This is a genomic window from Bradyrhizobium sp. TM102, assembly GCF_009176685.1.
GTDB lineage: Bacteria > Pseudomonadota > Alphaproteobacteria > Rhizobiales > Xanthobacteraceae > Bradyrhizobium > Bradyrhizobium ottawaense.
Map to the genome: position 1 here is coordinate 499,386 of NZ_AP021855.1, position 24,482 is coordinate 523,867.

26 protein-coding genes are annotated in these 24,482 nt (G+C 64.2%); 14 read left to right on the forward strand and 12 right to left on the reverse strand.

Translation table 11 applies throughout. The features are described from left to right. Window positions 1-29 precede the first annotated feature (29 nt). The 3 genes from rplS to GDN70_RS02340 all read left to right on the forward strand — a co-directional run bounded on the left by rplS (window position 30) and on the right by GDN70_RS02340 (window position 2,449). Window positions 30-410, forward strand: coding sequence for a 50S ribosomal protein L19 (gene rplS, locus GDN70_RS02330; protein ID WP_028139249.1), 381 nt, complete (start codon window positions 30-32; stop codon window positions 408-410). Between the two features lie 328 nt (window positions 411-738). Further along, entirely contained in the window at window positions 739-2,145 is a 1,407-nt protein-coding gene (leuC, locus tag GDN70_RS02335) for a 3-isopropylmalate dehydratase large subunit (protein ID WP_028139250.1), read from the forward strand. 94 nt (window positions 2,146-2,239) lie between these two features. Continuing rightward, window positions 2,240-2,449, forward strand: coding sequence for a hypothetical protein (locus GDN70_RS02340; protein WP_028139251.1), 210 nt, complete (start codon window positions 2,240-2,242; stop codon window positions 2,447-2,449). Window positions 2,450-2,502: 53 nt separating this feature from the next. Here GDN70_RS02340 and GDN70_RS02345 read toward each other — a convergent pair whose 3' ends face one another. Then, window positions 2,503-3,051 carry a hypothetical protein gene (locus GDN70_RS02345; protein ID WP_028139252.1) on the reverse strand — a complete coding sequence of 183 codons (549 nt, stop codon included), beginning with the start codon at window positions 3,049-3,051 and terminating at the stop codon, window positions 2,503-2,505. 178 nt (window positions 3,052-3,229) lie between these two features. On the opposite strand from GDN70_RS02345, the gene GDN70_RS02350 reads away from it, so the two are divergent. Continuing rightward, a complete protein-coding gene (locus GDN70_RS02350) occupies window positions 3,230-3,529 on the forward strand; it encodes a DUF1330 domain-containing protein (protein WP_018318908.1) in 300 nt (99 codons plus the stop codon). A 4-nt stretch (window positions 3,530-3,533) separates the two neighbouring features. On the opposite strand, the gene GDN70_RS02355 is transcribed toward GDN70_RS02350, so the two are convergent. Together GDN70_RS02355 and GDN70_RS02360 are read right to left on the reverse strand one after the other, a co-directional pair. Further along, window positions 3,534-3,788 carry a hypothetical protein gene (locus tag GDN70_RS02355; RefSeq protein WP_038972637.1) on the reverse strand — a complete coding sequence of 85 codons (255 nt, stop codon included), beginning with the start codon at window positions 3,786-3,788 and terminating at the stop codon, window positions 3,534-3,536. 47 nt (window positions 3,789-3,835) lie between these two features. Next, window positions 3,836-4,111 carry a hypothetical protein gene (locus GDN70_RS02360; RefSeq protein ID WP_028139255.1) on the reverse strand — a complete coding sequence of 92 codons (276 nt, stop codon included), beginning with the start codon at window positions 4,109-4,111 and terminating at the stop codon, window positions 3,836-3,838. 156 nt (window positions 4,112-4,267) lie between these two features. Between GDN70_RS02360 and GDN70_RS02365 the strand changes: the two genes are divergently transcribed. The 4 genes from GDN70_RS02365 to GDN70_RS02380 all read left to right on the forward strand — a co-directional run bounded on the left by GDN70_RS02365 (window position 4,268) and on the right by GDN70_RS02380 (window position 6,862). Beyond that, the gene (locus GDN70_RS02365) at window positions 4,268-4,666 is read left to right on the forward strand and encodes a metallopeptidase family protein (RefSeq protein ID WP_028139256.1); all 399 of its coding nucleotides are present in this window, start codon (window positions 4,268-4,270) and stop codon (window positions 4,664-4,666) included. A gap of 81 nt (window positions 4,667-4,747) precedes the next feature. Further along, window positions 4,748-5,353: a 3-isopropylmalate dehydratase small subunit gene (leuD, locus tag GDN70_RS02370; protein WP_008539074.1), complete on the forward strand. Its 606-nt coding sequence runs from the start codon at window positions 4,748-4,750 to the stop codon at window positions 5,351-5,353. A gap of 79 nt (window positions 5,354-5,432) precedes the next feature. Next, complete coding sequence (locus GDN70_RS02375) at window positions 5,433-6,218, forward strand: hypothetical protein (protein ID WP_028139257.1); 786 nt, start codon at window positions 5,433-5,435, stop codon at window positions 6,216-6,218. A gap of 224 nt (window positions 6,219-6,442) precedes the next feature. Continuing rightward, complete coding sequence (locus GDN70_RS02380) at window positions 6,443-6,862, forward strand: hypothetical protein (RefSeq protein ID WP_028139258.1); 420 nt, start codon at window positions 6,443-6,445, stop codon at window positions 6,860-6,862. A gap of 27 nt (window positions 6,863-6,889) precedes the next feature. Here the strand turns inward: GDN70_RS02380 and GDN70_RS02385 are convergent, their stop codons facing one another. Next, entirely contained in the window at window positions 6,890-8,974 is a 2,085-nt protein-coding gene (locus GDN70_RS02385) for a TonB-dependent siderophore receptor (protein WP_197742270.1), read from the reverse strand. A 1,102-nt stretch (window positions 8,975-10,076) separates the two neighbouring features. On the opposite strand from GDN70_RS02385, the gene GDN70_RS02390 reads away from it, so the two are divergent. Further along, window positions 10,077-10,925, forward strand: coding sequence for a Crp/Fnr family transcriptional regulator (locus GDN70_RS02390; protein ID WP_240536465.1), 849 nt, complete (start codon window positions 10,077-10,079; stop codon window positions 10,923-10,925). Window positions 10,926-10,929: 4 nt separating this feature from the next. Here the strand turns inward: GDN70_RS02390 and GDN70_RS02395 are convergent, their stop codons facing one another. Next, entirely contained in the window at window positions 10,930-11,811 is an 882-nt protein-coding gene (locus GDN70_RS02395) for a CoA ester lyase (protein ID WP_038972642.1), read from the reverse strand. Window positions 11,812-11,980: 169 nt separating this feature from the next. Between GDN70_RS02395 and GDN70_RS02400 the strand changes: the two genes are divergently transcribed. Next, window positions 11,981-12,625, forward strand: a complete 645-nt coding sequence (locus GDN70_RS02400; RefSeq protein WP_028139260.1) for a carbonic anhydrase — start codon at window positions 11,981-11,983, stop codon at window positions 12,623-12,625. A 203-nt stretch (window positions 12,626-12,828) separates the two neighbouring features. Here GDN70_RS02400 and GDN70_RS02405 read toward each other — a convergent pair whose 3' ends face one another. After that, window positions 12,829-13,863, reverse strand: coding sequence for an aspartate-semialdehyde dehydrogenase (locus tag GDN70_RS02405; RefSeq protein WP_028139261.1), 1,035 nt, complete (start codon window positions 13,861-13,863; stop codon window positions 12,829-12,831). Between the two features lie 116 nt (window positions 13,864-13,979). Here GDN70_RS02405 and GDN70_RS02410 point away from each other — a divergent pair, with 116 nt between their 5' ends. Together GDN70_RS02410 and GDN70_RS02415 are read left to right on the forward strand one after the other, a co-directional pair. Next, on the forward strand, window positions 13,980-14,774 hold the full coding sequence (locus GDN70_RS02410) for a hypothetical protein (RefSeq protein WP_028139262.1): 795 nt from the start codon (window positions 13,980-13,982) through the stop codon (window positions 14,772-14,774). A gap of 156 nt (window positions 14,775-14,930) precedes the next feature. Then, the gene (locus GDN70_RS02415) at window positions 14,931-15,308 is read left to right on the forward strand and encodes a hypothetical protein (RefSeq protein WP_028139263.1); all 378 of its coding nucleotides are present in this window, start codon (window positions 14,931-14,933) and stop codon (window positions 15,306-15,308) included. Between the two features lie 197 nt (window positions 15,309-15,505). On the opposite strand, the gene leuB is transcribed toward GDN70_RS02415, so the two are convergent. Next, entirely contained in the window at window positions 15,506-16,618 is a 1,113-nt protein-coding gene (leuB, locus tag GDN70_RS02420; protein WP_038949833.1) for a 3-isopropylmalate dehydrogenase, read from the reverse strand. A 193-nt stretch (window positions 16,619-16,811) separates the two neighbouring features. Between leuB and GDN70_RS02425 the strand changes: the two genes are divergently transcribed. Next, the gene (locus GDN70_RS02425; RefSeq protein WP_152102109.1) at window positions 16,812-18,059 is read left to right on the forward strand and encodes a YbfB/YjiJ family MFS transporter; all 1,248 of its coding nucleotides are present in this window, start codon (window positions 16,812-16,814) and stop codon (window positions 18,057-18,059) included. 51 nt (window positions 18,060-18,110) lie between these two features. Here the strand turns inward: GDN70_RS02425 and GDN70_RS02430 are convergent, their stop codons facing one another. The 4 genes from GDN70_RS02430 to GDN70_RS02445 all read right to left on the reverse strand — a co-directional run bounded on the left by GDN70_RS02430 (window position 18,111) and on the right by GDN70_RS02445 (window position 21,420). Further along, window positions 18,111-18,893, reverse strand: coding sequence for a molybdopterin-binding protein (locus GDN70_RS02430; RefSeq protein ID WP_152102110.1), 783 nt, complete (start codon window positions 18,891-18,893; stop codon window positions 18,111-18,113). A 10-nt stretch (window positions 18,894-18,903) separates the two neighbouring features. Continuing rightward, window positions 18,904-19,533 (reverse strand): cytochrome b/b6 domain-containing protein, encoded by a 630-nt coding sequence (locus GDN70_RS02435; RefSeq protein WP_028139267.1) that lies wholly within the window; start codon window positions 19,531-19,533, stop codon window positions 18,904-18,906. A gap of 183 nt (window positions 19,534-19,716) precedes the next feature. Continuing rightward, window positions 19,717-20,271, reverse strand: coding sequence for a fasciclin domain-containing protein (locus tag GDN70_RS02440; RefSeq protein WP_028139268.1), 555 nt, complete (start codon window positions 20,269-20,271; stop codon window positions 19,717-19,719). A 387-nt stretch (window positions 20,272-20,658) separates the two neighbouring features. Then, a complete protein-coding gene (locus tag GDN70_RS02445; protein ID WP_028139269.1) occupies window positions 20,659-21,420 on the reverse strand; it encodes an SDR family oxidoreductase in 762 nt (253 codons plus the stop codon). Between the two features lie 85 nt (window positions 21,421-21,505). On the opposite strand from GDN70_RS02445, the gene GDN70_RS02450 reads away from it, so the two are divergent. Beyond that, window positions 21,506-23,035: a malonyl-CoA synthase gene (locus tag GDN70_RS02450; protein ID WP_028139270.1), complete on the forward strand. Its 1,530-nt coding sequence runs from the start codon at window positions 21,506-21,508 to the stop codon at window positions 23,033-23,035. 153 nt (window positions 23,036-23,188) lie between these two features. On the opposite strand, the gene GDN70_RS02455 is transcribed toward GDN70_RS02450, so the two are convergent. Continuing rightward, entirely contained in the window at window positions 23,189-24,049 is an 861-nt protein-coding gene (locus tag GDN70_RS02455) for a sulfite exporter TauE/SafE family protein (RefSeq protein ID WP_028139271.1), read from the reverse strand. Window positions 24,050-24,482: the final 433 nt, after the last annotated feature.

The following is a 24,482-nucleotide window of genomic DNA, read 5'->3' on the forward strand; positions in this document are numbered from 1 at the left end:
CGGCTGGGCGCGCCGATGGAGATTTACCCATGAACCTGATCAAGCAGCTCGAGCAAGAGCAATTCGACAAGCTGTCCGCTGGCAAGGACATCCCGGAATTCGGTCCCGGCGACACCGTGATCGTCAACGTGAAGGTCGTCGAAGGCGACCGCACCCGCGTGCAGGCCTATGAAGGCGTCTGCATCGGCCGTTCCGGCGGTGGGCTCAACGAGAGCTTCACCGTCCGCAAGATCTCCTACGGCGAGGGCGTGGAGCGCGTGTTCCCGGTGATGTCGCCGATGATCGACTCGATCAAGGTGGTGCGCCGCGGCAAGGTGCGTCGCGCCAAGCTCTATTACCTCCGCAGCCTTCGCGGCAAGTCGGCCCGCATCGTCGAGAAGCAGGACCGCCAGACCGCGGTCGGCGAGTAAGCTCCGCCCCATCAGGCAAGTTTTCGAAAGCGCGGGGCTCGGCTCCGCGCTTTTTTGTTGCGTCAGCCGTGCGCGTCAAACCACTCGCGCTTCCAATTCGGCCTGCTATATATTCTTGGAATGTTTCCAGATCCGGCCAGCCTCGCCCCCGTCAAGCGCATCGTCATCGACGATCGCTCGCGGTTGCCTGGCCGGTTCTTCGGACGCTTCGCGACCTCGGCAACGTCAGAGCTTACGCGCGCAGCCTAAAAGCTGCGCTGACGATTTTGTTGCCCGCGCGCCGCGCGCGCCTTTCCGCTGACACAACATTCTTTCGGAGCTGACGCTCATGTCCAAGCCGACCACATTGTACGACAAGATCTGGAACGACCATCTGGTGCACGAAGCCGAGGACGGCACCTGCCTGCTTTATATCGATCGCCATCTGGTGCACGAGGTGACCTCGCCGCAGGCGTTCGAAGGCCTGCGCGCGACGGGGCGCAAGGTTCATGCGCCCGAGAAGACGCTCGCCGTCGTCGACCACAACGTGCCGACCACCGATCGCACCAAGCCGAATCCCGATCCTGAAAGCATCGAGCAGATCAAGGCGCTGGCCGAGAACGCCAAGGAATTCGGCATCGAATATTACAACGAGTTCGACAAGCGCCAGGGTGTCGTCCACGTCATCGGTCCCGAGCAGGGCTTTACCCTGCCCGGCACCACCATCGTCTGCGGTGACAGCCACACCTCGACGCATGGCGCGTTCGGCGCGCTCGCGCACGGCATCGGCACGAGCGAGGTCGAGCACGTGCTGGCGACGCAGACGCTGATCCAGAAAAAGGCCAAGAACATGCGCGTCACCGTCGATGGCAAACTGCCCGATGGCGTGACGGGCAAGGACATCATCCTCGCCATCATCGGCGAGATCGGCACCGCGGGCGGCACCGGCTACGTACTGGAATACGCCGGCGACGCCATCAGCGCGCTCAGCATGGAAGGCCGCATGACGGTCTGCAACATGTCGATCGAAGGCGGCGCGCGCGCCGGCCTGGTCGCGCCCGACCAGAAGGCGTTCGACTTCCTGCGTGGCCGCCCGAAGGCGCCGAAGGGCGCGGACTGGGATGCCGCGATGCGCTACTGGGAGAAGTTGCGCTCCGACGAGGGCGCGCATTTCGACAACGAGCTGCGCCTCGATGCCGCCAAGCTGCCGCCGATCGTGACCTGGGGCACCAGCCCTGAGGACGTCATCTCCGTGACCGGCATCGTGCCCGACCCTGACAAGATCGCGGACGAGGCCAAGCGCCTCTCCAAGCACCGCGCGCTGAAGTACATGGGCCTCACCGCGGGCACCAAGATCACCGACATCAAGGTCGACCGCATCTTCATCGGCTCCTGCACCAATGGCCGCATCGAGGACTTGCGCGCGGCGGCGAAGATTGCCGAAGGCAAGACCGTCTCAGCGCATGTCAACGCCATGGTCGTGCCGGGCTCCGGCCTCGTGAAGGAGCAGGCCGAAGCCGAAGGTCTGGATAAGATCTTCATCAAGGCCGGCTTCGAATGGCGCGAGCCCGGTTGCTCGATGTGCCTCGCGATGAACCCGGACAAGCTGGCCCCGGAAGAGCGCTGCGCCTCGACCTCGAACCGCAATTTCGAGGGCCGCCAGGGCTTCAAGGGCCGCACCCATCTGGTGTCGCCGGCGATGGCGGCAGCGGCGGCGATCGCGGGTCATTTCGTCGACGTCAGGGACTGGCGCTAAGCCGGTCCCTGCAATTGTAGCGATCGCGGCAAACCGCCGTTAAACGATCGCCTGACACTCTCGTCCTCGCGAGGTTTTCGCGAGGACGCGCGCCATGGCCAACAAGCCTGAATATGTCGACCTGATCGGCGAGGCCACGCGCCAGCACCGCCGGCGCGCGCCGCGCCTGCACATCGTCGCCAAGCCCGAGATCGAGGAGATCTCGAAGCTCAGCCGCTGGCCGCCCGCGATGTTCAAGCAGTGGAAGGTCGAGACCCTGATGCGGTGGAAAGCTTCGTCGTGGAAGCTGAAGGATTGGCTTTAGCCGCCGGACGAGCAAAGGGCGCCGCTGAGGCGCCCTTTTCACGTCGATCGTGCCTACCAATAGTACCGATACGGATGGTGCCAGCGATGCCAGCGGCAGATGCGGCGCGGGCCGTAATAGGTCCAGATGACCCGGCAGCGGCGCGGATAATGGTAGTAGGGATAATAGCCGCCGACATAATAGCGCCGGTGGAAGTGGCGATGGCCGTAGTGAGGCCGATAGATCCCGTAGCGATGAAATCCGCCGTAGCGGTGAACACCGCCATAGCGATAGCCGCCGCCATGGAAGGCCGGCGCGGCGCGGAAGCGGCCGATATGGCCGCCATGGAATCCACCGCCGCGGAAACCGCCGATATGTCCTCCGCCACCGCGGAAGCCTCCACCACCGTGAAAATGCCCGCCACCGCCATGTCCACCGCCGCCGTGGCGAACCTTCGTGACGAGGTCGTCGGCCGCGGCCTTCGTCGCGGGTGACGTCGCCGGATTGATCAAGGTCAGCGCTTCAGCACGACGCGCGGTTCCGGCCGACAGCATCAGCGTCGCCGCAGCTGCAATCCCGAGCAGGCGCATCGGGCCTGCCCGGAGACCCAAACTCCTCAGCATGGACTTCTCCTTGAATCTGGACAGCGGAGTGGCGATGCTCGTTCCCGGCCCGCGTCATCCCTGTTCAATTGCAGTCGCTCCCGGGGTTAAATTGCGGACAGCGATGTGAACGCGCCATGAATGAACGAGGCGGGCGCCGCGCTGCGGCGCTCTGCCGCTAAGGGAAGGAAGTCTTGAGATGACCGTCTACGCGATTGCGCAATTGAAGATGACCGACCGCGCGGCCTACGATCGCTATCAGGCGCGGTTCTTCGATGTGTTCAAGAAGTACAATGGGCGGCTGCTCGCTGCCGATGAGAGACCGCGCGTGCTCGAAGGGGCGTGGCCGCACGACAAGCTGGTCATGATGTCGTTTCCGGACGAGGCCGCCTTCCTCGCCTTCTCGAACTCACCCGACTACGAGGAGATTTCGCGCGACCGCAAGGCCGGCGCGCAGGCGACCGTATTACTGGTCAAGGGATTTGCGCCCGCCGGCTAGGACGTCACCAGAACGGCCCGTAGCCGAACACGAACGGCGCGGGCACGCGGTAGGGATAAGGACGGTAGTGGACCGGCCGCGCGTAATAGCGGGGATCATGGCGCACGATGGGCCGCGCAATGCCATGGGTTCGTGCGTGTCGTCGCACGTCGAAGACGGCGATCCCGGCCGAGGCCTCCGCCACCCTCGGCGCCGCGGACGCGCGAGGCAGGCCCGCGGCAAGCGCGACGACAACGGCCAATGCAAACCATCTCGCCATGACGACCCCTTGAGGCTCCCGCGCTGCGCGCGAGCGTCGAACCGGCATCAGCCGCGGCGCCAGTAGCAGCTCATCCGCGGCACGATCACCGTGCCGCTCGGCCGGTATTCCTGCACATAGGTCGCGTTGCATTCGCGGACCGCGTCGGGACCGGGATTGTAGCGCGGATAGACGCCGTCAGGACTGTAATAGGGCGTGACGCGCAAGCGCGGCGGCCGCTTGCGCGGCGGCGGGGCATCAGGCGGGGCTGCCTGGGCGAGGCGAATCTCGGAGCCGGCGGTCTGCGCCTCGGCGCCAACGCAAAACGGCGAAAACAACCCCATGCACAGTAGCGTCAGCGCTGTTTTCGCTCGCATTTTTCCGCCCACCTGAAACGTCCCATTCGAGGCCCACGCTCCCCGTTTTGGCGGCGCCCGTCAACCTCGCCGCGCTTTATAAAGCGGGATGCATCAGCGGGAAACCCGCGCTAAGAGAGCCTCATGTGGACGGAATTGAAAGCGCCTTCGCTGGCCGAGATGGAAGCGACGGCACACGACATCTTCGAGCGCCTGCCGGCGGAATTTCGTAGGCTGTGCGAGGGCGTGATCCTCCGCGTCGACGACTTCCCGACCGAGGAGGTCCTGGACGAAATGGAATGCGAGAGCGAGTTCGACCTGCTCGGCCTGTTCCAGGGCGTCGGCCTGCCGCAGCAGAGCCTTGGCGACGTGGCGCGGCTGCCCAACATGGTCTGGCTCTACCGCCGGCCGATCCTTGATTACTGGGCCGAGCACGACGAGAGCCTCGGCCATATCGTCCGCCACGTCCTGATCCACGAGATCGGCCACCATTTTGGCCTGTCGGACGACGATATGGCGGCGATTGAGGCTCAGGCAGAGTAGACCTGCCGAATTCGGCCTAGGATTCCGGCCCCGATCGCGATAAATACCTGTTCCCCTAGGCCCATCCGGGAAAGCGCAACCATGGACAAGTTCACCACGCTGGAAGGCGTCGCGGCGCCGCTGAAGATCATCAATGTCGACACCGACATGATCATTCCGAAGCAGTACCTCAAGACCATCAAGCGCACCGGCCTTGGCAAGGGGCTCTTCTCCGAGCAGCGCTACAAGGACGACGGCAGCGAGAATCCGGATTTCGTCCTCAATCAGCCCGCCTATCGAAATGCGAAGGTGCTGGTCGCCGGCGACAATTTCGGCTGCGGCTCGAGCCGCGAGCACGCGCCCTGGGCGCTGCTCGACTTCGGCATCCGCTGCGTGATCTCGACCTCGTTCGGCGACATCTTCTACAACAACTGCTTCAAGAACGGCATTCTGCCGATCCGCGTCAGCCAGGAAGACCTCGACAAGCTGTTCGACGATGCCGAGCGCGGCGCCAATGCGACGCTGACGATCGACCTGCCGAACCAGGAGATCCGCGGCCCCGACGGCGGCAAGGTCAAGTTCGAGATCGACCCGTTCCGCAAGCACTGCCTGATCAACGGCCTCGACGACATCGGCCTCACGATGGAGAAGAAGGCCTCGATCGACACCTATGAGGACAAGCTCAAGCGCGAACGCGCCTGGGCCTGAGCTTGCGTCTTCATTCAGCCCCGGTGCCGACTGCGCCGGGGCTTTTTCTTTGCCTCGCTTATCCCGTATAGCTCGCCGCATGCTGCCCGACATCGTCACCTTCTGGCATGGCCCGATGGATGCGCTGCGCCAGACCTGTCTGCGCTCGCAGCTGGCGGCCGGCCACAAGGTCACGGTCTATAGTTTCGACACCATTCCCGGCCTGCCCGCCGGCGTCGCAAACGCAGACGCCGAAGCGATCCTGCCGCACGCGTTCTCGGAACGCTTGCGGCCACCGCAACCGGATGGAAGCTGGCGCGACTGGACCACGCTGCAGTTCAGCGATTTCTTCCGCATGAAGCTGATGGCGAAGGATCTCGGCCTCTGGCTCGATGCCGATGTGCTGCTCTTGAAGCCCGTCGAGATCGATCCGGCAAAGCCTTACTTCGCCTGGGAGCGGCCGCGCCAGCTCGGCAATTCCGTGATCTACCTGCCGCCCCGGCACGGCATCGTCGCCGCCTTCGAGGAGCTGATGGAGCAGGAGGAGCTGACGCCGAACTGGCTGTCGGTCCGCCATCGCATCACCTTCATGATGCGCCGCCTGCGCGGCAGCTCGAACCGCCTCTCCGATATCCGCGTCGCGATCTTCGGCCCCGCGGCACTCACCGCGCTCGCGCGCCGCACCGGTGAGCTCGCTTGCGCGCTCCCGAAGCAGTCGTTCTACGCCGTGCATGCGGAACCAAAACTGTTCTTCGATCCCTCGAGCTATCTCGGCCTCGTCACCAGCCCCGAGATTATCGGCCTGCACATCTCGCCCAAGGGCCGCGGCGGCGAAAAGCCGATTCCCGGCAGCCTGTATGCCTGGGCGGCGGAGCGGTTTGCTTAGCTCTCGTGCCCCGGACACTGCGCAGCACCTCTTGGTGATGCGCTGCTGAGCCGGGGCCCAGTAACGTGGCGAGATGGGTCCCGGCTCTGCGGAGCGGCACTTCGCGCCGCACCGCGTCCGGGACACGCGATCAATCTCGCTCGATCGAGTTTGATCCAGCGCAACGCGCCCCTGCATCATTGTGCTTAATTCGCTCCAATTCCGCTGTCCGAAGGGAGCTTTCCATGAGCACCGCAAGCAGGCCATATCCCATCGTCCAGGACCTCATCGACTCCTTTGCGAGCTGGCTGAAGCACCGCCGCGAGCTGAACGAGATGCGGCAGCTCGATCGCGCCGATTTCGACCGGATCGCGAGCGACTTGAGGATCGCGCCTGACGATCTCGAGGAACTGGTCCGCCACGGCAAGCATTCTGCCGACGAGCTGCCAATGATGCTGCAGCAGCTCGGCATCAGCGCCGAAGGCCTCGGCCGCGCGCAGCCGCTGCTGCTCCGCGACATGGAGCGGGTCTGCTCGCTCTGTAACAACAAGGGACAATGCGACCGCGATCTCGCAGAGGGCACCGCCGCGGAGAATTATCACGGCTACTGCGGCAATGCCGCGACGCTGGAATCGCTCGACCGCGCCGATGTCGCGCCGCGGTGAGGCGGCGCAACGCCGGCTCATTCCGCGTCAGAAGTCAACCGACATCGATAGCCACAGCGTCCGCGGCATGCCGCTGATCACATAGCCGGTCGGATTGCCGATCCAGTAGCGATTGTCGAACAGATTGGTGACGGACCCGCGGAACGTGGTCGGCCGCCCAGCCAGGCTGGTAGCATAGCGTGCCCCGAGGTCGAAGGTCATCCACGCGGGGACGCTCTGGATGTTGTCGGTGCTGACATAGGCCCGGCTGGTGTAGATCGTGCGAGCCGTCGCCGTCAGTCCAGGCAGGAAGGGCGCATCCCACTCGATGCCAAGATTGCTCTGCCAGCCCGGAGCACCGACCGCATGATTTCCGTCATGGAGGTGCCCTTCGGTCTTCGTGAGCCGTGCATCGAGATAAGTCACGCCGCCCAGAACCCGGATCCCCGGCGCCACTTCGCCGAAGGTGTTGAGCTCGACGCCGCGGTTTCTCTGTTCGCCGTCGAGGCTGTAGATCTTGGTGGCGGGATCGACGACGCCGCTCGGCAGGCTGATCTGGAACGCCGCCAGGCTCGCGCCGAAGCGACCGAGATCGAGCTTGGTGCCGACCTCGTATTGCCTGGTCTTGAAGGGAGCGAACACCGCGTTGGTGTTGGCTGCGCCGGCCGGCGGCGTGGGACCGGGCGAAAGACCTTCGATGTAGCTGGCGTAAAAGGACACTTCCTTGATCGGTCGCACCAGCAGGGCCACGGAGGGCGACGTCGCGCTCTGGTCATAGTGGGCGGTCTCCAGACCGCTCGCGGGATCAAAGCCGTTCGCAATGACCTGCTGCTGTCTGGCGCCGACGGTCACCTGAAGCATCCCGTTCATCATCGAGAGCGTATCGGCAACGCCGACGCTTCGCAGGCCGAGAAAGTCGGACTTGCCCTCGGCGAGGGACGACACCGGTGTGCCGGGGCCCGCCAGCAGCGTGGGTGTGTAGATGTTGGTGAGATAGTTCCCGTAATTGGTCTGACCGAGCCAGTCGGTTCGGTTCAGGACACTGCCGCTGACCACGACTTCATGCCCGACCGGGCCTGTATCGAACCGCGCCCGAACACCGGCTTCGCCAGACACGGCCTCGGACTTGCCGGTCTGGAAGCGCGACGTTGAAAGTGCGTCGCCCGAGGTCGTGAGGATCGTCGCTCCCGGCGCCTCCCGCTTGTCATAACCGAATTGGTTGGCGCCGATGGCGCCGAACATGGTGACGTTGTTGGACAGGTCGTATTCAGCGCGCGTCAGGCCCGTGAGGCTCTTTGTGCGGGCATAGTCGAAGGGCTGGGCGAGATTGATGCGAGGATCCGGCGCATTGGGCACCGCGATGCCCTTGACCGGCGTATAGCCGCGCGCCGCAGCTTTCATCCAGTCGTCCTGATAGATGACATCGGCCGACCACCGAAAGCGCTCGCCGCGGTAGTCGACACCGAGCGAACCGACACCGTGACGCACCGATTGGCGGTCGATCGTGGTGTCTCCACCATTGAACCCGCCATTGAACCGGACGCCCCATTCCTTCTGATCACCGTAGCGGCGCGCCACGTCGACCTCCGTGCCAAAGCGGGCATTCGACATGTAGCCGACGGTCAGGCGCGTCAGATCTTCGTAAGCACGTTTGGTCACGACATTGACGCTACCGCCGATGCTTCCCTGCGGGGCCATGCCGTTGAGGAACGCGCCCGGGCCCTTGAGCAATTCGATACGCTCGATCGGCGCCGGGTTGACACGATAGGCCGGCACCAGACCGTACAGCCCGTTCAACGCGATCTCGCTGTTCTCGACCCGGAAGCCGCGAATGGTCAGTGCGTCATAGCGGTTGCTGCTGCCGATTGCCGCGCGGACCGACGGATCGGAATTGGTCAGAACCTCGGCGACGCTGGTCGCCTGCTGGTCACGGATGGTCTTCTCCGTATAGCTGGCGAGACTGTATGGCGTATCCATGTAGTCTTTGTTGCCGAGCAGGCCGAGCTGGCCACCTCGCGCGACTTGTCCGCCGACATACGGCACCGGCAATGCGGCACGCTGCGCGCCGACCGTCGCAGGTGCGCTTGCTGCCGGCGCGCTCTGACGCCCAGCGGCCTGGCGCCTTGCGCGCATTGCATTGGACGAATGCTGTCTCCGGACGGGAACAGCGCGGCGCTCCGGCGCAGATACGGCAACCGGAGGAAGCGACTGTCCGGATCCGGTCGACGGTTGAACGTTGGATTGCTGTGCGAATGACGATGTCGTGGTCAGCAGCATCGATACGGACACGAGCCAAAATACGCGCGTGCCGTTCCAATCGTGAATCATAGTACCCCGGAGTCTTTTCTTATTGATGCCCCGTCTCATCACGCCGACGAGACAAAGAGTGCAATAAACAGCCAGGCGAGCATCGCCAAATAGAAGGTATCTGAAATAGAAGGCATCTAATGTATTGAGCGAGATCTCGGCGCGAGACGCAGACGAGAGCGTTGTCGACTGATGCTTTGATTTCACGCGGCGTCCAACGCTGGCAGGCGCGAAACATCAAATTCACGCGTGCATTCGCACGAGGTGCTTCCGCGCAACATCACCTCAAAGCGCGCACCGAGAGGTCGCGGCGCGACGGATGCGGGTGATTGCCACAGTCCGTCGGACGAAGGAGTCGAGACGCGAGATGACGTTGTTGGACGCAAGAAGGACTCGTCGCACGACGGGGTGTCAGCGCGCACAGCCGCAATTGCTGCCCGACAGGGCAGCGGGTCTGCCCGTCGTGCAATCACAAGGGACAGTGCGATCGCGATCTCGCCGACGGCACCGCGCGGAGAACTATCGACGGCTATTGCGCCAACGCCTCGACACTGGAATCGCTCGACCGGGCCGATGTCGCGCCGCGGTGAGCGGCGCAGAAGATTTCACTCGCCGCACACTCATCAATCCCTACCTTGGGATCGGCGCAAGGATTTCCGCTGCACCGCTGATAGCGGGGTATAGCAGATCTCCCCAGAGGTCCGCGCCGGGTCAAGGTTAAACTCGCGCGCTGCTGCAACCATCACTGGTCGATCAGCACGTGGTGCACCTCGCCGAGCGGCAAAAGATCGCGAATAGTATGATGTATGCAAGATCCCGTTTGCGCGAGGAGGATGCCGACAAGGTCTCCGCAATTATCCGTGCTTGATCTCGACGAATGGCTCTGTTTGGATAGTTTCCCTTCGGGCAATTCGTATTTCGGATAATCATGGCAAATGAAGTAGATCGATCCCGTCGTTCATTGGGTGCCCGTTCACAAGAAAGCATCGTGACCGTCCACCGCGCGGGCATCGGGAATCGGCTACTGGCGGCGTTGCCGCCGGCGGATCTCGGCTTGCTCACGCCCTACTTCCAGAAAGTCTCGTTCGAACCCGATGCCATCCTGGTGCGGTCGGGCGATGAGCTCGACCCGGTTTATTTTCCCCATAGCGGCGCAATCGCCTTCATGCTCGATATGCCGGACGGGCAAACGGTCGCAACCACCTTGATGGGACGGGAAGGCGCTTTGGCCTCGTTCTCCGTGCTCGGCCCGTCGCTTTCATCCGTGACCGCGGTTACTCGCATAGCCGGCACAGCATCGCTGATTTCCGCCGCCAAATTTCGCGCCGCCTTTGCGCAAAGCACAGCCATCAGGAACGTCGTGCAAGTCCACGCCCGCGCGGTGTTATTGCAGCTCCAGCACGTAGCCGCTTGCAACGCGCTCCACCGGGTGGATGGCCGCATGGCGCGGTGGCTCCTGCAGCTTCACGACCGCGTGCCCGATGACCGGCTTCCGGTGACGCAGGAGGCGCTTGCGCAGCTGCTTGGGGTGCGACGGACGACAGTAACTCTGACGATGAGCAAGCTACGCGAGGCCGGCGCGGTCCCGTCCGACGGGCGCGGGTTTGTAGAGATCGATCGGGCGCGGCTCGAGAAGGTCGCATGCGATTGTTATGCGCTCATGCAGCGCAACATCGATCGGATGTATTGCGAGGAATTGGCCGCACCATCCTCTGCTCTTGGCGAACAGAAAATGGCCGTTTGTCGCGGAAAAGCGGATATCGCTTTTTCGAGTTGACGCTTCAGCCCTTGCTCATCGCCGCAATGGCATCCGCGATTTCGATCGTGCGCCGGGCCATGTCGGCGTGCAGCCGCTCCACCATCGCGCCGTCCAAGCGGATCGCGCCGCGCGAGACGTTCTCCGGCAGCTCGAACGCCGCGATGATTTTTCGTGCGCGCGCGACTTCCTCTTCGGGCGGCGTGAAGATCGCGTTGCAGGCGTCGATCTGCGAGGGGTGGATCAGCGTCTTGCCGTCGAAGCCGAGATCGCGGCCCTGCGCGCATTCGGTGGCAAAGCCGTCGGAATTGGCGATGTCGCTGTAGGGGCCGTCGAGGATTTCGAGGCCGTGGGCGCGCGTCGCCAGGATGCAGTGCGTGATCATCGGGATCATCGCGGCGCGGCCGGGCAGCATCTTGATGCGCGTTTCGCGTGAGATGTCGTTCGGGCCGAACACGAAGCCGGAGAGGCGCCGCGATTGATCGCGCCCGGCCTCGGCCAGCTCCTCCGCGTGCAGCACGGCGCGCGCGGTCTCGATCATGGCCCAGACCTTCACCGTCGGCGCCGCGCCAAGCTCGGTAAGACGGAGGCCGATCGTATCGAGATCTTCGACACTTGAAACTTTTGGAACCAGGATGCCGTCGGGCGAGGCCTTGGCGGCCATGGCGAGATCGTCGGCCCACCAGGACGTGTCGAGACCGTTGGTCCGGATCAGGATCTCGCGCTTGCCGAACCCCTTGGCCGCGATGGCCGCCGCGATTCCATCGCGCGCCACCGCCTTGGCGTCGGGAGCGACGGAATCTTCCAGATCGAGGATCAGGCCGTCGGCGGCGAGATTGCGCGCCTTTTCCAGCGCGCGGGGGTTGGAGCCGGGCATGAACAGATGGCTGCGGCGCGGGCGGGTCATGCAAGTGTTCCTTCCGGTTTCCTCAGGCGGTTGTAGAGCACGATCCGGAAAACTGTGCGGCGATTTTCCGGCAAGGATCATGCTCAAGCAAACAGCCACAGGCGATAACATCTGGCCTGCCTATTCGAAAGGCTTGTTCGCCTCGGCGGTATATGTTTAGGCATAGGCCATGACCGCATTCCCAGAGCATTTGCTGGAAGGCTACAGGGCCTTCGCCACCCAGCGGCTGCCGACCGAGCAGACCCGCTACCGCGACCTGTCGGTGAAGGGGCAGTCGCCGGAAGTAATGGTGATCGGCTGCTGCGACAGCCGCGTCTCGCCCGAGGTGATCTTCGACGTCGGCCCGGGCGAATTGTTCGTGGTCCGCAACATCGCCAATCTGGTGCCGGTGTATCAGCCCGACGGCAACGCGCATGGCGTCTCGGCCGCGCTGGAATATGCGGTGACGGTGCTGAAGGTGAAGCACATCGTGGTGCTCGGCCACGCGCAATGCGGCGGCATCCGCGCCTTCGTCGACAAGATCGAGCCGCTGACGCCCGGCGACTTCATCGGCAAATGGATGCAGATGTTCATCAAGCCGGGTGAAGTGGTCGAGCAACGTGACCATGAGAGCATGGCGCAATTCGTCGAGCGCATCGAGAAGGCCGCGGTGTTCCGCAGCCTGGAAAACCTGATGACGTTCCCGTTCGTGCAGAAGGCGGTCGACAGCGGCCAGATGCAGACCCACGGCGCCTATTTCGGCGTCGCGGAGGGATCGCTGTTCGTGCTGGACAAGGCGAGCAAGGAATTCAAGAACGCGCGTAGCGTGGCGTAGGGCGAGATTTCGTCAGCTGCCGCGTCAAACGAGATCGTCGTCCCGGACAAGCGCAAGCGCAGATCCGGGACCCATACGCCGCAGCAATAATTTTGCGAAGACCCGGAGTTACCAGCTTCGCGCCAAACCACTTCCTGCGGTTATGGGTCCCGGATCTGCGCGCGCTTGTTGCGCGCTTGTCCGGGACGACAGGAGAGAGTTCGTCAGGCCGCCTTCTTCTTCGCGCTGATCAGCTTGCGGTTGATCAGCACTTCCGCGATCTGGATCGCGTTGAGGGCTGCGCCCTTGCGGAGGTTGTCGGACACGCACCACAGCACGAGGCCGTTCTCCACCGTCGCGTCCTCGCGGATGCGGCTGATGTAAGTCGCGTCCTCGCCGGCCGCTTCGTAAGGCGTGGCGTAGCCGCCGGGCTCCTGCTTGTCGATGACGAGGCAGCCGGGCGCCGTGCGCAGGATGTTGCGCGCTTCGTCCGCGCTGATCGGATTCTCGAACTCGATGTTGACGGCCTCGGAGTGGCCGACGAACACGGGCACGCGCACACAAGTAGCGGAGAGCTTGATCTTGGGATCAAGAATCTTCTTGGTCTCCGCCATCATCTTCCACTCTTCCTTGGTGTAGCCGTCCTCCATGAAGACGTCGATGTGGGGGATGACGTTGAAGGCGATCCGCTTGGGGAATTTCTTCGCGACCAGCTCGTCATTGGTGTAGACGGCCTTGGTCTGCGAGAACAGCTCGTCCATCCCGTCCTTGCCGGCGCCCGACACCGATTGATAGGTCGAGACCACGACGCGCTTGATGGTCGCCTTGTCGTGCAGCGGCTTGAGCGCGACCACGAGCTGCGCGGTCGAGCAGTTCGGGTTGGCGATGATGTTCTTCTTCTTGAAGCCTTCGGTCGCAGCCGCATTCACCTCCGGCACGATCAGCGGCACGTCCGGATCCATGCGCCAGGCCGAGGAATTGTCGATCACGACGGCGCCGGCGGCGCCGATCTTCGGCGACCATTCCTTCGACACCTCGCCGCCCGCCGACATCAGGCAGATGTCGACATCGGAGAAATCAAAGTGCTCGAGCGCCTTGCACTTCAGGGTGCGGTCGCCATAGGAGACCTCGACGCCGATGCTGCGGCGCGACGCCAGCGCCACGACCTCGTCCGCGGGGAATTTGCGCTCATCGAGGATGTTGAGCATTTCCCGTCCGACATTGCCGGTCGCGCCGACGACTGCGACTTTGTAACCCATCGTTCACTCTCCGATGAAAAAGCCCGTTCCTGAAGCTGACGCTTAAACAGGAAGAGCAGCGCTTCTATGCGAGAACCGGCCTCAAGACAACGTTGGACCATGCCTTAGGGACGTGGATGCAGTCGCCTGAGGCCAGCACGGCCGCAATCTCCACCCGGACCCATCTCTATCTGACGCTGGCAGCCTTCGCCGACGAGGTGGTCGGCACGCTGGCGCGCCTGATCGCCTATGTGGGGGCGCTCGCTCTGTTTGCCATCCTCGCCCTCGCGGCGCTGGGTCAGTTGCCCGAGCTGCGCGGCGATGATCCCGCAGACAAGCCGGGCTGGAGCACGGCCGACCGATCGCACCCGGCTTTCGCCCTTAGCCGGATCGATTCATCAGAAAAAACAGCCTCTTACACCATCCTTCGGCATCCCGAAGGCGGCCGCAAAGACGTGATGCGCTGGGCGAGCGCGGCGGACCAGCCGCTGGCCGAGCTCGAAATCTATCGGGAAGGCGGCGAGTTCGATGTGGCCCGTCCTGTAGCGACGGACCTCGCCGTCCAGATGGGTCTCGGGGTGGCCACCCCGCTCGAGCAAGCCGGCCTGATCGAGACGAAATTCGGCCCCGTCGCGCTGTTCCGGCCGATCGGCACGGACAAGGGGACGCTGGCCTGCCTCGGCTACCTCAAGCGCAACGAGGAGCCAGGCTTGCAGATCTCCGGCTTCTCCTGCCAGGGCGACACAATGCCCGCCCGGCGTGCGGCGATCGCCTGCACGCTGAACCGGCTGACGCTGCTGACCTCCGGCAACGAGCCGAAGCTGGCGGAATTGTTCGCCCGTGCCGAGCTGAAGCGCCGTGCTTGCGACCTCGCGGGCTCGCCGGACTGGCTGCTGGGCGCCGCCAACGCGCAATTGCGCGGGGCGCTTTGACCGGCATCAAGCTCAAGTGGCTGGTATTGATGCAACTTTTGCCAGCGCGCACGATTATTCCGAGCTGGTGTGACCCAATAGACCTAGTTGCGCTCACCCCGGCCGGGCTAGTATGGGGTGAAATCGACTGGCGGTGCGCCGCCTGAAGGGGACGTGATGAGCTGGAAATTCTCTGCCAAACTGGCGACCTTGTTTGCGGCGGGCGCTGTGATTGCCCTGTCCCTTGCGACGCCGGCCTCGGCTGACAACAAGACCAAGCGCTATGACGAGCGCGGTCGGCACTATTACGGCCCGAGCGGCCCCAACGCCGTCTACCAGCAGGGCCGCACCCGCATCTATGTCAGCAAGCGCTCCTGGCTTGACGGCGGCACCGAGGTCAATCCGGGCGACCGCAAGTTCTCCGACTACGCCTTCCCGCCGGCGGTTGGCTATCCGTCCTTCGCCCGCGAGAATCTCAACCGCCCGATCGACCGCCAGCCGCTCTCGCCGCCGCAGGACGTCGGCGGCTATCCGCAGAATTTCCCGCTGTACTGAGCGGACAGCGATCCGAATCAAAAGGCCGGGCTTACGCCCGGCCTTTTTGTTTTTGCGAGATGCCGTAGGGTGGATTAGCCGAAGGCGTAATCCACCACTGCTTGTCTCCGCGGAGACAGAAGAGGTGGGTTACGCCAAGCGGTCTGCGCTTCGCGCAGTCCACATGGCTGACCCACCCTACGAGAGCTGTGCCCGCCTTAGGCGTGCAGCTTCTGCAATTCCTTCAGGATCGCTTCGCCCATCTGCGTCGTCGAGGCGGCCGTGGTGCCCTCCGACTTGATGTCGGCGGTGCGCAGGCCACTGGCGAGCACCGCGGCGATCGCGGCGTCGACCTTGTCGGCGAGCGCGCCCATGTCGAAGGAGTAGCGCAGCGCCATGCCGAACGACGAGATCATCGCAATCGGATTGGCGAGGCCCTGGCCTGCGATATCGGGCGCCGAGCCGTGCACGGGCTCGTACAGCGCCTTGCGCTTCTTGCTCTTCACATCGACCTCACCGAGCGAAGCCGAAGGCAGCATGCCGAGCGAGCCCGTCAGCATCGCCGCGATGTCGGACAGCATGTCGCCGAACAGATTGTCGGTGACGATGACGTCGAACTGCTTCGGCCATTTCACCAGCATCATGCCGCCGGAATCGGCGAGCTGGTGCTCGAGCGTGACATCAGGGTATTCGCGCTTGTGGACCTGGGTCATGACCTCGTTCCAGAGCACGCCCGACTTCATGACGTTGCGCTTCTCCATCGACGTCACCTTGTTCTTGCGCTTCCTGGCAAGCTCGAAGGCGACGCGGCCGATGCGCTCGATCTCATAGGTGTCGTAGACCTGGGTATCGACGGCGCGCTTCTGGCCGTTGCCGAGGTCGGTGATGGTCTTGGGCTCGCCGAAATAGACGCCGCCGGTGAGCTCGCGCACGATCATGATGTCGAGGCCTTCGACGGCCTCGCGCTTCAGGCTGGAGGCTTCCGCCAGCGCCGGGTAGCACACGGCGGGACGCAGGTTGGCGAACAAGGCCAGATCCTTGCGCAGGCGCAGCAGGCCGGCTTCCGGGCGCACCTCGTAGGGCACCGCGTCCCACTTCGGACCGCCGACCGCGCCGAAGATGATGGCATCGGCGGCAAGCGCCTTGGCCATGTCGCCCTCGGAGATCGACACCTTGTGCGCGTCATAGGCGGAGCCGCCGACAAGGCCGGTATCCGTCTCGAACTTGGCGATCCCGGCCGAATTGAGCCAGTCGATCAGCCGCTTCACCTCGCCCATCACCTCGGGGCCGATACCGTCGCCGGGAAGCAGCAGCAGTTTGTGGGTCGCCATGGTCGTTTCCTTCTCGATCCTCTCTCGTCATTCCGGGACGCGCCTCTTGGCGCGGGCCCGCTTCGCGTGCGCCCCGGAATGACGGCCGGCCGGAGTGCTAGAGCGGCGTTGCGCGCTTGGCAAGACACCATTGCCGGGGTGCGGCTGTGCAAGGCGGACGGAGCCTGCCACACTGGGTAGGCCGGAGAACCCCTTGCACGCCCCTGACCGCGTCCTGCCCTACGCGCATCCCGCGCGGCTGATCCTGACCCTGTCGCTGGCGGCCACCGTCGGGCTCGGCATCGGCCGCTTTGCCTATGCGCTGGTGCTGCCCGACATGCGGGAGACCCTCGGCTGGTCCTATTCGGCCGCCGGATTCATGAACACCATCAACGCCGTCGGCTATCTCGTGGGCGCGCTGGTGGCGTCGCGCCTCATCCAGCGCGTCGGCTGGGCGGCCGCGATCCGCGGCGGAACCCTGGCCTGCGTCGCCGCGCTCGCCATTTGCGCGCTGACGGGGAATTTCGTCGCGCTGAGCCTGGCGCGCCTCGTGCTGGGTCTCGGCGCCGCGGCCGGCTTCGTCGCCGGCGGCGCGCTCGCTGCGACCATCGCCCAGTCGCGCCCGGAGCGGGCCAATTTCCTGCTCAGCCTGTTCTATGCCGGACCCGGCATCGGCATTCTGTCCTCGGGGCTGATCGCTCCGTTCACGCTGCAATATTTCGGGCCGGGCTCGTGGTGGATGGTGTGGTGGGCGCTGACACTGCTCTCGGCCGCGATGACCGCGCCGCTGTTCCTGATCCGCATCGAAAGCGGGGCGCGTTTCTCGGAAGGCAGCCACGCCGCCTTCGCGATTCGTCCTGTGCTGATCTACCTCGCGGGCTACTTCCTGTTCGGCGCCGGCTACATCGCCTACATGACCTTCATGATCGCCTATGTGCGCGACGGCGGCGGCGGGGCCGCAGCGCAGGCGGCGTTCTGGGGCCTGATCGGCCTGTCCGCCTTCGTCACACCCTGGGCCTGGCGCGGCGTGCTGGCGCTCGACCGCGGCGGATTGGCCACCGCCATCATCCTCGGCACCAACGCGCTGGGTGCGGCCCTGCCGATGCTCGGGCATTCGCCGGCGTGGCTCGCGGTCTCCGCGGTGGTGTTCGGCGTCGCTTTCTTCGCCGTGGTCGGCTCGACCACCGCCTTCGTGCGCTTCAACTATCCGCCGGCGATGTGGCCGACCGCGATCGCGGCGATGACGATCTCGTTCGGCGTCGGGCAAACGCTGGGGCCGATCGTGGTCGGCGCCATCACGGACGCGCTGGGGAGTTTGAGCTACGCGCTGAATGTATCGGCGGCGCTGCTGGCGTTGGGGGCGGCCGCGGCGCTGTGTCAGCGGAAAGTGGGCCAGCCAGGTAGACGGTGCCGTAGGGTGAGCAAAGGCGCAAGAGCGCTGTGCCCACGGTTTTATTCATGATGGATGGAATGGTGGGCACGCTTGCGCTTTGCCCACACTACGGCAGCGCGCCTAGCTCCCACTAAACGAATTATACCCCTGGTCTTCCCAATAGCCGCCCTTGTAGTCGTTGGTGACTTCCATCGAGACCACGTATTTCGGGTTCTTGAAGCCGAGTTTTGTCGGCACGCGGATCTTCATGGGGAAGCCGTAGGCGCGCGGCAGGATTTCATTCGCGTATTTGAACGTCATCTGGGTCTGCGGATGCAGCGCGCTGCGCATGTCCAAGGGCGAATTGTAGCCGTCCTTGTCGGCGCACTGGAACCAGACGTATTTCGCGCTTGTGTCGGCGCCGATCAGCTTGAGGAAATCGCGCAAGGGCGTGCCGGTCCAGCTGCCGATCGCGCTCCAGCCCTCGACGCAGATATGGCGGGTGATTTGCGTGACTTGCGGCAACTTGTAGAGCTCGTCCAGCGTCCACGACTTCTTGTTGTCGACGAGGCCGCGAACCTCGAGCTTCCAGTCGGCGCCAGCGACGTCAGGCGCGTCGTCGAGATCGTAATAGGCGTTGAACGGGAACGGTTTCGTGATCGCGCTCTCGGGGAAGGTCGGCGCCAGTGCGTCGGGGTTGAAGATGAAGGCCTGCACGGCATCGTTGAATTTCGAGACCTGCTTCAGCATCTCCTCGGCCGAGGACGAGTCGATCACATCGCAGCCGGTGAGCAGCGTCAGCGCGCCGAGGCTGGCGCCGGCCGCAATGAAGCGGCGGCGCGTGACGTCGGGCATGGTCTTGATGGAGTCCTTGATCAAGAGCCGCTTGTCGACGCCGGGGATCAGGAATGAACGCTTGGCCATGCTCTCCTCCTCAGCGGCCGATGATCATGGCGCGCAGGCTCTTAGGCACGAGCAGCGCGAGCAGGACGTGAACGACGAGGAACGCGCAGATCGCGGCCATGCAGAAGAAATGGATGTAGCGCGCGGTCGGGTAGTCGCCGAACAGCGCGACGAGATAATAGAGCTGCACGGGCTTCCACATCCCTAAGCCCGTGAGCACGATCAGCACGCCGACCACGATGATGCCGGCATAGAGCAGGCGCTGCACGTAATTGTAGACGGTGAGGTCATCGTGGCCGAGCTTGAAGGTCAGCGCTGCCCTGACGTCATGGAGCACGCCTGACGGGGTGATCGGAAACAGTTTCTTGCGGAAACGGCCGGTGGCAAAGCCCGTGACGAGATAGGCGAGGCCGTTGATCATCAACAGCCACATCGCAGCAAAGTGCCAGAGCAGGCCGCCGCCGAGCCATCCGCCGAGCGTGTACTCGCGCGGAAAGCTGAAGCCGAACAGCGGCGAGGCGTTGTAGATCTGCCAGCCCGACAGGATCATCAGGATCATGGCGAGGGCATTGACCCAGTGCATGATGCGGACCCAGGCCGGCTGGATCACTTTGGCCGGGGCGGCGCTGACCTGCTCGTCGGTGACTGTGAGGCTCGACATGGTGGTTCCGTCCTGAACGTCGTGTGACACCGATTATACGCCGATGCGCCCGCTTTCGTTACGCCCTGTCCGCCATCGAATCGATAGCGTCGGGCTATGGCGGTCACAATAAAGCGAGCCGGGTGCCCCCGGCTCGCCGTTTCGTCGCATCCTGCTTGCGGGATGAAACAGGAGCCCGCGGTGTTACGTCGCCGGCATCAGCACGGTGTCGACCACATGGATGACGCCGTTGGACTGGTTGACGTTGGAGATCGTGACCATCGAGGTGCCGCCCTTGGCATCGACGATCCAGGTCTTGCCGTCCATCTTCTTGACCGTCAGCTCCTCGCCTTCGGCGGTCTTCAGCTTCTTGCCCTCGGTGAGGTCGGAGGCCTCGAGCTTGCCGGGCACGACATGGTAGGTGAGGATCTTGGTCAGCGTCGCCTTGTTCTCGGGCTTGACCAGATTGTCGACGGTGCCGGCCGGCAGCTTGCCGAAGGCGGCGTTGGTCGGGGCAAACACCGTGAACGGACCCTTGCCTTCCAGCGTCGGCACCAGGCCGGCCGCCTTCACCGCCGCGACCAGCGTGGTGTGGTCCTTCGAGTTGACCGCGTTCTGGACGATGTTCTTGGACGGGAACATCGCGGCACCGCCGACCATGACGGTCTTCTCCTCGGCGCGGACAGGCGCGACGACGGTCGCGGTGATGGCCAGGGCGCTGAAGGCGGCGGCGGCGAGATAGGCAATGCGCTTCGACATGGAAAGTCTCCCGATTGAATTGTAACCGGCGATGGCCGGTCTTGCGTTGGGGCAACAACGGCGGCTGCGACCTGTTGGCGTGAAGCAGCAGCGCCGTCGTTGGACCGAACTACGGGAGGGTTGGCGAAGTGGTTTCGGGGAAAAATTCTTTGTGATGCGTGAAACTATGTGGGGGGACGTTCGTGTGATGCACGAACGATCCGCCCACTCCGCTGTCGTCCCGGACAAGCGAAGCGCCGATCCGGGACCCATAGCCACAGGGAGTGGTTTGGCGAAGACTCGGAGTTACCGTCTCGCGCGACGTCTTCTCCCTGTGGTTATGGGTCCCGGGTTCGCGACGTTGTCGCGCCCCGGGACGACAGCGGAGATTGACGCGCGCGCTGCGCCTCAATCCCTGTTGTTCGGCGTCTGGATGAATCCGCGATTATGCGTCGGGCTGATCAGCACCTCGTTGATGCAGACCCTGGCCGGCATGCTCGCGATGAAGGCGATGGTGCGGCCGAGATCTTCGGATTGCAGCATCCTGGCCTGCTCGTCCTCGCTCGGCACCACCGGGCGCAGCTTGAGGATCGGCGTCGCCACCTCGCCCGGCATCAGGCAGCAGGCGCGCAGGCCGTTGACGCATTCGTCCATGTTGAAGGAATGGGTCAGTGCCAGCACCGCATGCTTGGTCGTGGTGTAGGCCGGGCCCGGCATCTTCGAGACGTGGCGGCCGGCCCAGGACGAGACGTTGATGATCGCGCCATCCTGCTGCTTGCGCATCGTCGGCAGCACCGCGCGCATGCAATAGAGCACGCCGTTGAGATTGACCTGGACCAACTTGTCCCAGCCCTCCAGTTCCATGTCCTTCCAGCTGCGCTTGGGAACATTGATGCCGGCGTTATTGACCAGGAGGTCGATGCGGCCGTGCCTGGCGACGATCTGATCGGCGGCTTTCTGGGCTTCCGCAGCGTTGGCCACGTCCAGCGCGATGGCCTCGGCCGCCCCGCCCGCCTTGGCGATTTTGGCAACCACGGTATCCAGGGCGTCCTTGCGCCGGCCCGAGACCACCACGGTCCAACCGTCGGCCGCCAGCGCCTCGGCGCCGGCCTCGCCGATCCCACTGCCGCCGCCCGTGACCCAGGCCACGCGTTTCCCAGCTTTTGTCATGCAAACTGTCTCCGTTGCTTCATTGGGGCGGTTTTTGCTAATCCAGCCCTCGGTTTGACCGGCCTTCGCCGGCGAGGAATGTTGCATGAACCCAGCTGCCAACGCCAACCTGTTCTCCCGCCTGTTCGACGGCCTGGACGATCCGAAGCGCCTCGCGATCGAGACGCATGACGGCGGCCATATCAGCTATGGCGAGCTGATCGCGCGGGCGGGGCAGATGGCGAATGTGCTGGTCGCGCGCGGCGTGAAGCCGGGCGACCGCGTCGCGGTGCAGGTCGAGAAATCCGTCGCCAATATCGTGCTGTATCTCGGCACGGTACGGGCCGGCGCGGTCTATCTTCCGCTCAACACCGCCTATACGCTGAACGAGCTCGACTACTTCATCGGCGATGCCGAGCCGTCGCTGGTGGTCTGCGATCCCTCCAAGGCCGAAGGCCTCGCCCCGATCGCCGCCAAGGTGGAGGCCGGGGTCGAGACGCTCGGAGCTGACGGCAAGGGCTCGCTGACCGAGGCCGCCGACAAGGCGAGCAGCGAATTCACGACTGTCGCGCGGGCGAACGACGATCTCGCCGCCATCCTCTACACCTCGGGCACCACGGGCCGCTCCAAGGGCGCGATGCTGACGCATGATAATCTGGCGTCGAACTCGCTCTCGCTCGTCGGCTACTGGCGCTTCACCGACAAGGACGTGCTGATCCACGCGCTGCCGATCTATCATACGCACGGCCTGTTCGTGGCGACCAACGTGACACTGTTCGCCCGGGCGTCGATGATCTTCCTGCCGAAGCTCGATCCGGATTTGATGATCAAGCTGATGGCGCGCGCCACAGTATTGATGGGCGTGCCGACTTTCTACACGCGCCTCCTGCAGAATTCTGCGCTGTCGCGCGACACCACGAAGCACATGCGGCTGTTCATCTCGGGCTCGGCGCCGCTGCTGGCGGAGACCCATCGCGAATGGTCGGCGCGCACGGGGCACGCCGTGCTCGAGCGCTACGGCATGACCGAGACCAACATGAACACGTCGAACCCCTATGACGGCGAGCGCGTGCCCGGCGCGGTCGGCTTCCCTCTCCCCGGCGTCTCCGTGCGCGTCACCGAACCCGAGACGGGCAAGGAGCTGCCGCGCGAGGAGATCGGCATGATCGAGGTCAAGGGACCGAACGTCTTCAAGGGCTATTGGCGCATGCCGGAGAAGACCAAGTCCGAATTCCGCGACGACGGCTTCTTCATCACCGGCGACCTCGGCAAGATCGACGGCAAGGGCTACGTCCACATCCTCGGCCGCGGCAAGGATCTCGTGATCTCCGGCGGCTTCAACGTCTATCCGAAAGAGATCGAGAGCGAGATCGACGCCATGCCCGGCGTGATCGAATCCGCCGTGATCGGCGTGCCGCATGCCGATTTCGGCGAGGGCGTCACGGCGGTGCTGGTCTGCAACAAGGGCGCCGACGTCACTGAAGCCGCCGTGCTGAACGCGCTGGACGGACGGATCGCAAAGTTCAAGATGCCCAAGCGCGTCTTCGTGGTCGACGAGCTGCCGCGCAACACCATGGGCAAGGTGCAGAAGAACGTCTTGCGGGATACGTACAAGGATATCTACGCGAAGAAATAGGGCTGGCGTTCGCCGTCCTTGCGGATGAAGCCGTAGGGTGGGTTAGCCGAAGGCGTAACCCACCTCTTTGCGTTCCGCGGCGGCAGAAGCGGTGGGTTGCGCTTCGCTAACCCACCCTACGACGCTGCGCTCGAATGACGGTGGACGCGGCGACTACAGCCCGCCCACCAGGCTCAGCACAAACCGGCTGCCGACGATCAACAGATAACACCCGAACGCCACTTCCAGCGTCCGCTTCGACATCGCATGTGCAGCTCTCACGCCGAGCGGCGCGGTGACGAGGCTCATCGGCATCACGAGCACGGCTCCGATCAGCGAGACGTAACCGAGCGCGAACGGGATCTGCAGCGCTGCGACGGCCGGATAGTTCGCCGCCGCCGGCCAGCCCGCATAAATGTAGCCGAGCGCGCCGGGGATCGAGATCAGCACCGCGAGTGCGGATGACGTCGCGACCGCCTGATGGATGGGACGGCCGTAGAACGTCATCAGCAGGTTCGAGAACAGGCCGCCGCCGATGCCCATCAGGGTCGAGAGAATGCCGACGCAGAAGCCGTAGGCGCGCATCAGCGGGCCCTTCGGCAGATCGTCGCCCAACTTCCAGCCTTCGCGCGCGAAGATGAGGCGCGCCGCCGCGGAATAGGCGACGCAGACGAACACGATCTTGAACAGCCGCTCCGGCGCATAGCGCGCGATGACGCTGCCGGCGACGACGCCGACCACGATCGGCAGCCACCAGACCCTGAGGATAGCCATGTCGACGGCGCCGCGCTTGTAATGCGCCTGGAACGAACGGATCGAGGTCGGGATGATCACCGCGAGCGAGGTGCCGATGCAGAGCGGCATGCGCACCTCCAGCGGCACGCCGGCGATACGGAAGCATTCGTAGAACACTGGCACGAGAATCGCGCCGCCGCCGATACCGAACACGCCGGCCAAAAATCCCGAAAGCGCCCCGGTTGCGATCAGCAACAGTGCGAGCTCGACGATGTCCTTGATATCAAGACCTGCAATCACCCCTGACCTGCCCCGGCGACTGGTCGCAACCTCTTCGGACGTCGGTCGGAGACGGCTGCGGTCCCAGCTTTAGGCGATCCGGGTTGCCCGGTCGACGCACCGGACGTCCCGGCTGGGGTGGAATGCGGGCTGCGCATATCCGCGGTTTTCAGCGAAGCTGGGCCAGCGTGCGGCGAGCCGAGTCGCCCTGGGCCCTTGGGAGGCGGCTACGGCCGACACCGACCGATTGGTGCGAGCGGAGAGCAGCGGACGTTGGGCTAGAGGCGTTCCAATAGCGATTTCAATGCGCCTCGCGCAGGCTACGAAGTAATGAATTTGAGTTCTCAGTTTGGTTGGCGGACCGATGCTCTGGTATACCAAGCCCCTGATTGGCCTTGCTTCATCAAGGCTCTAGAGCTGAACCATCGTTCGATTTATGGCAATTTGGAGATTG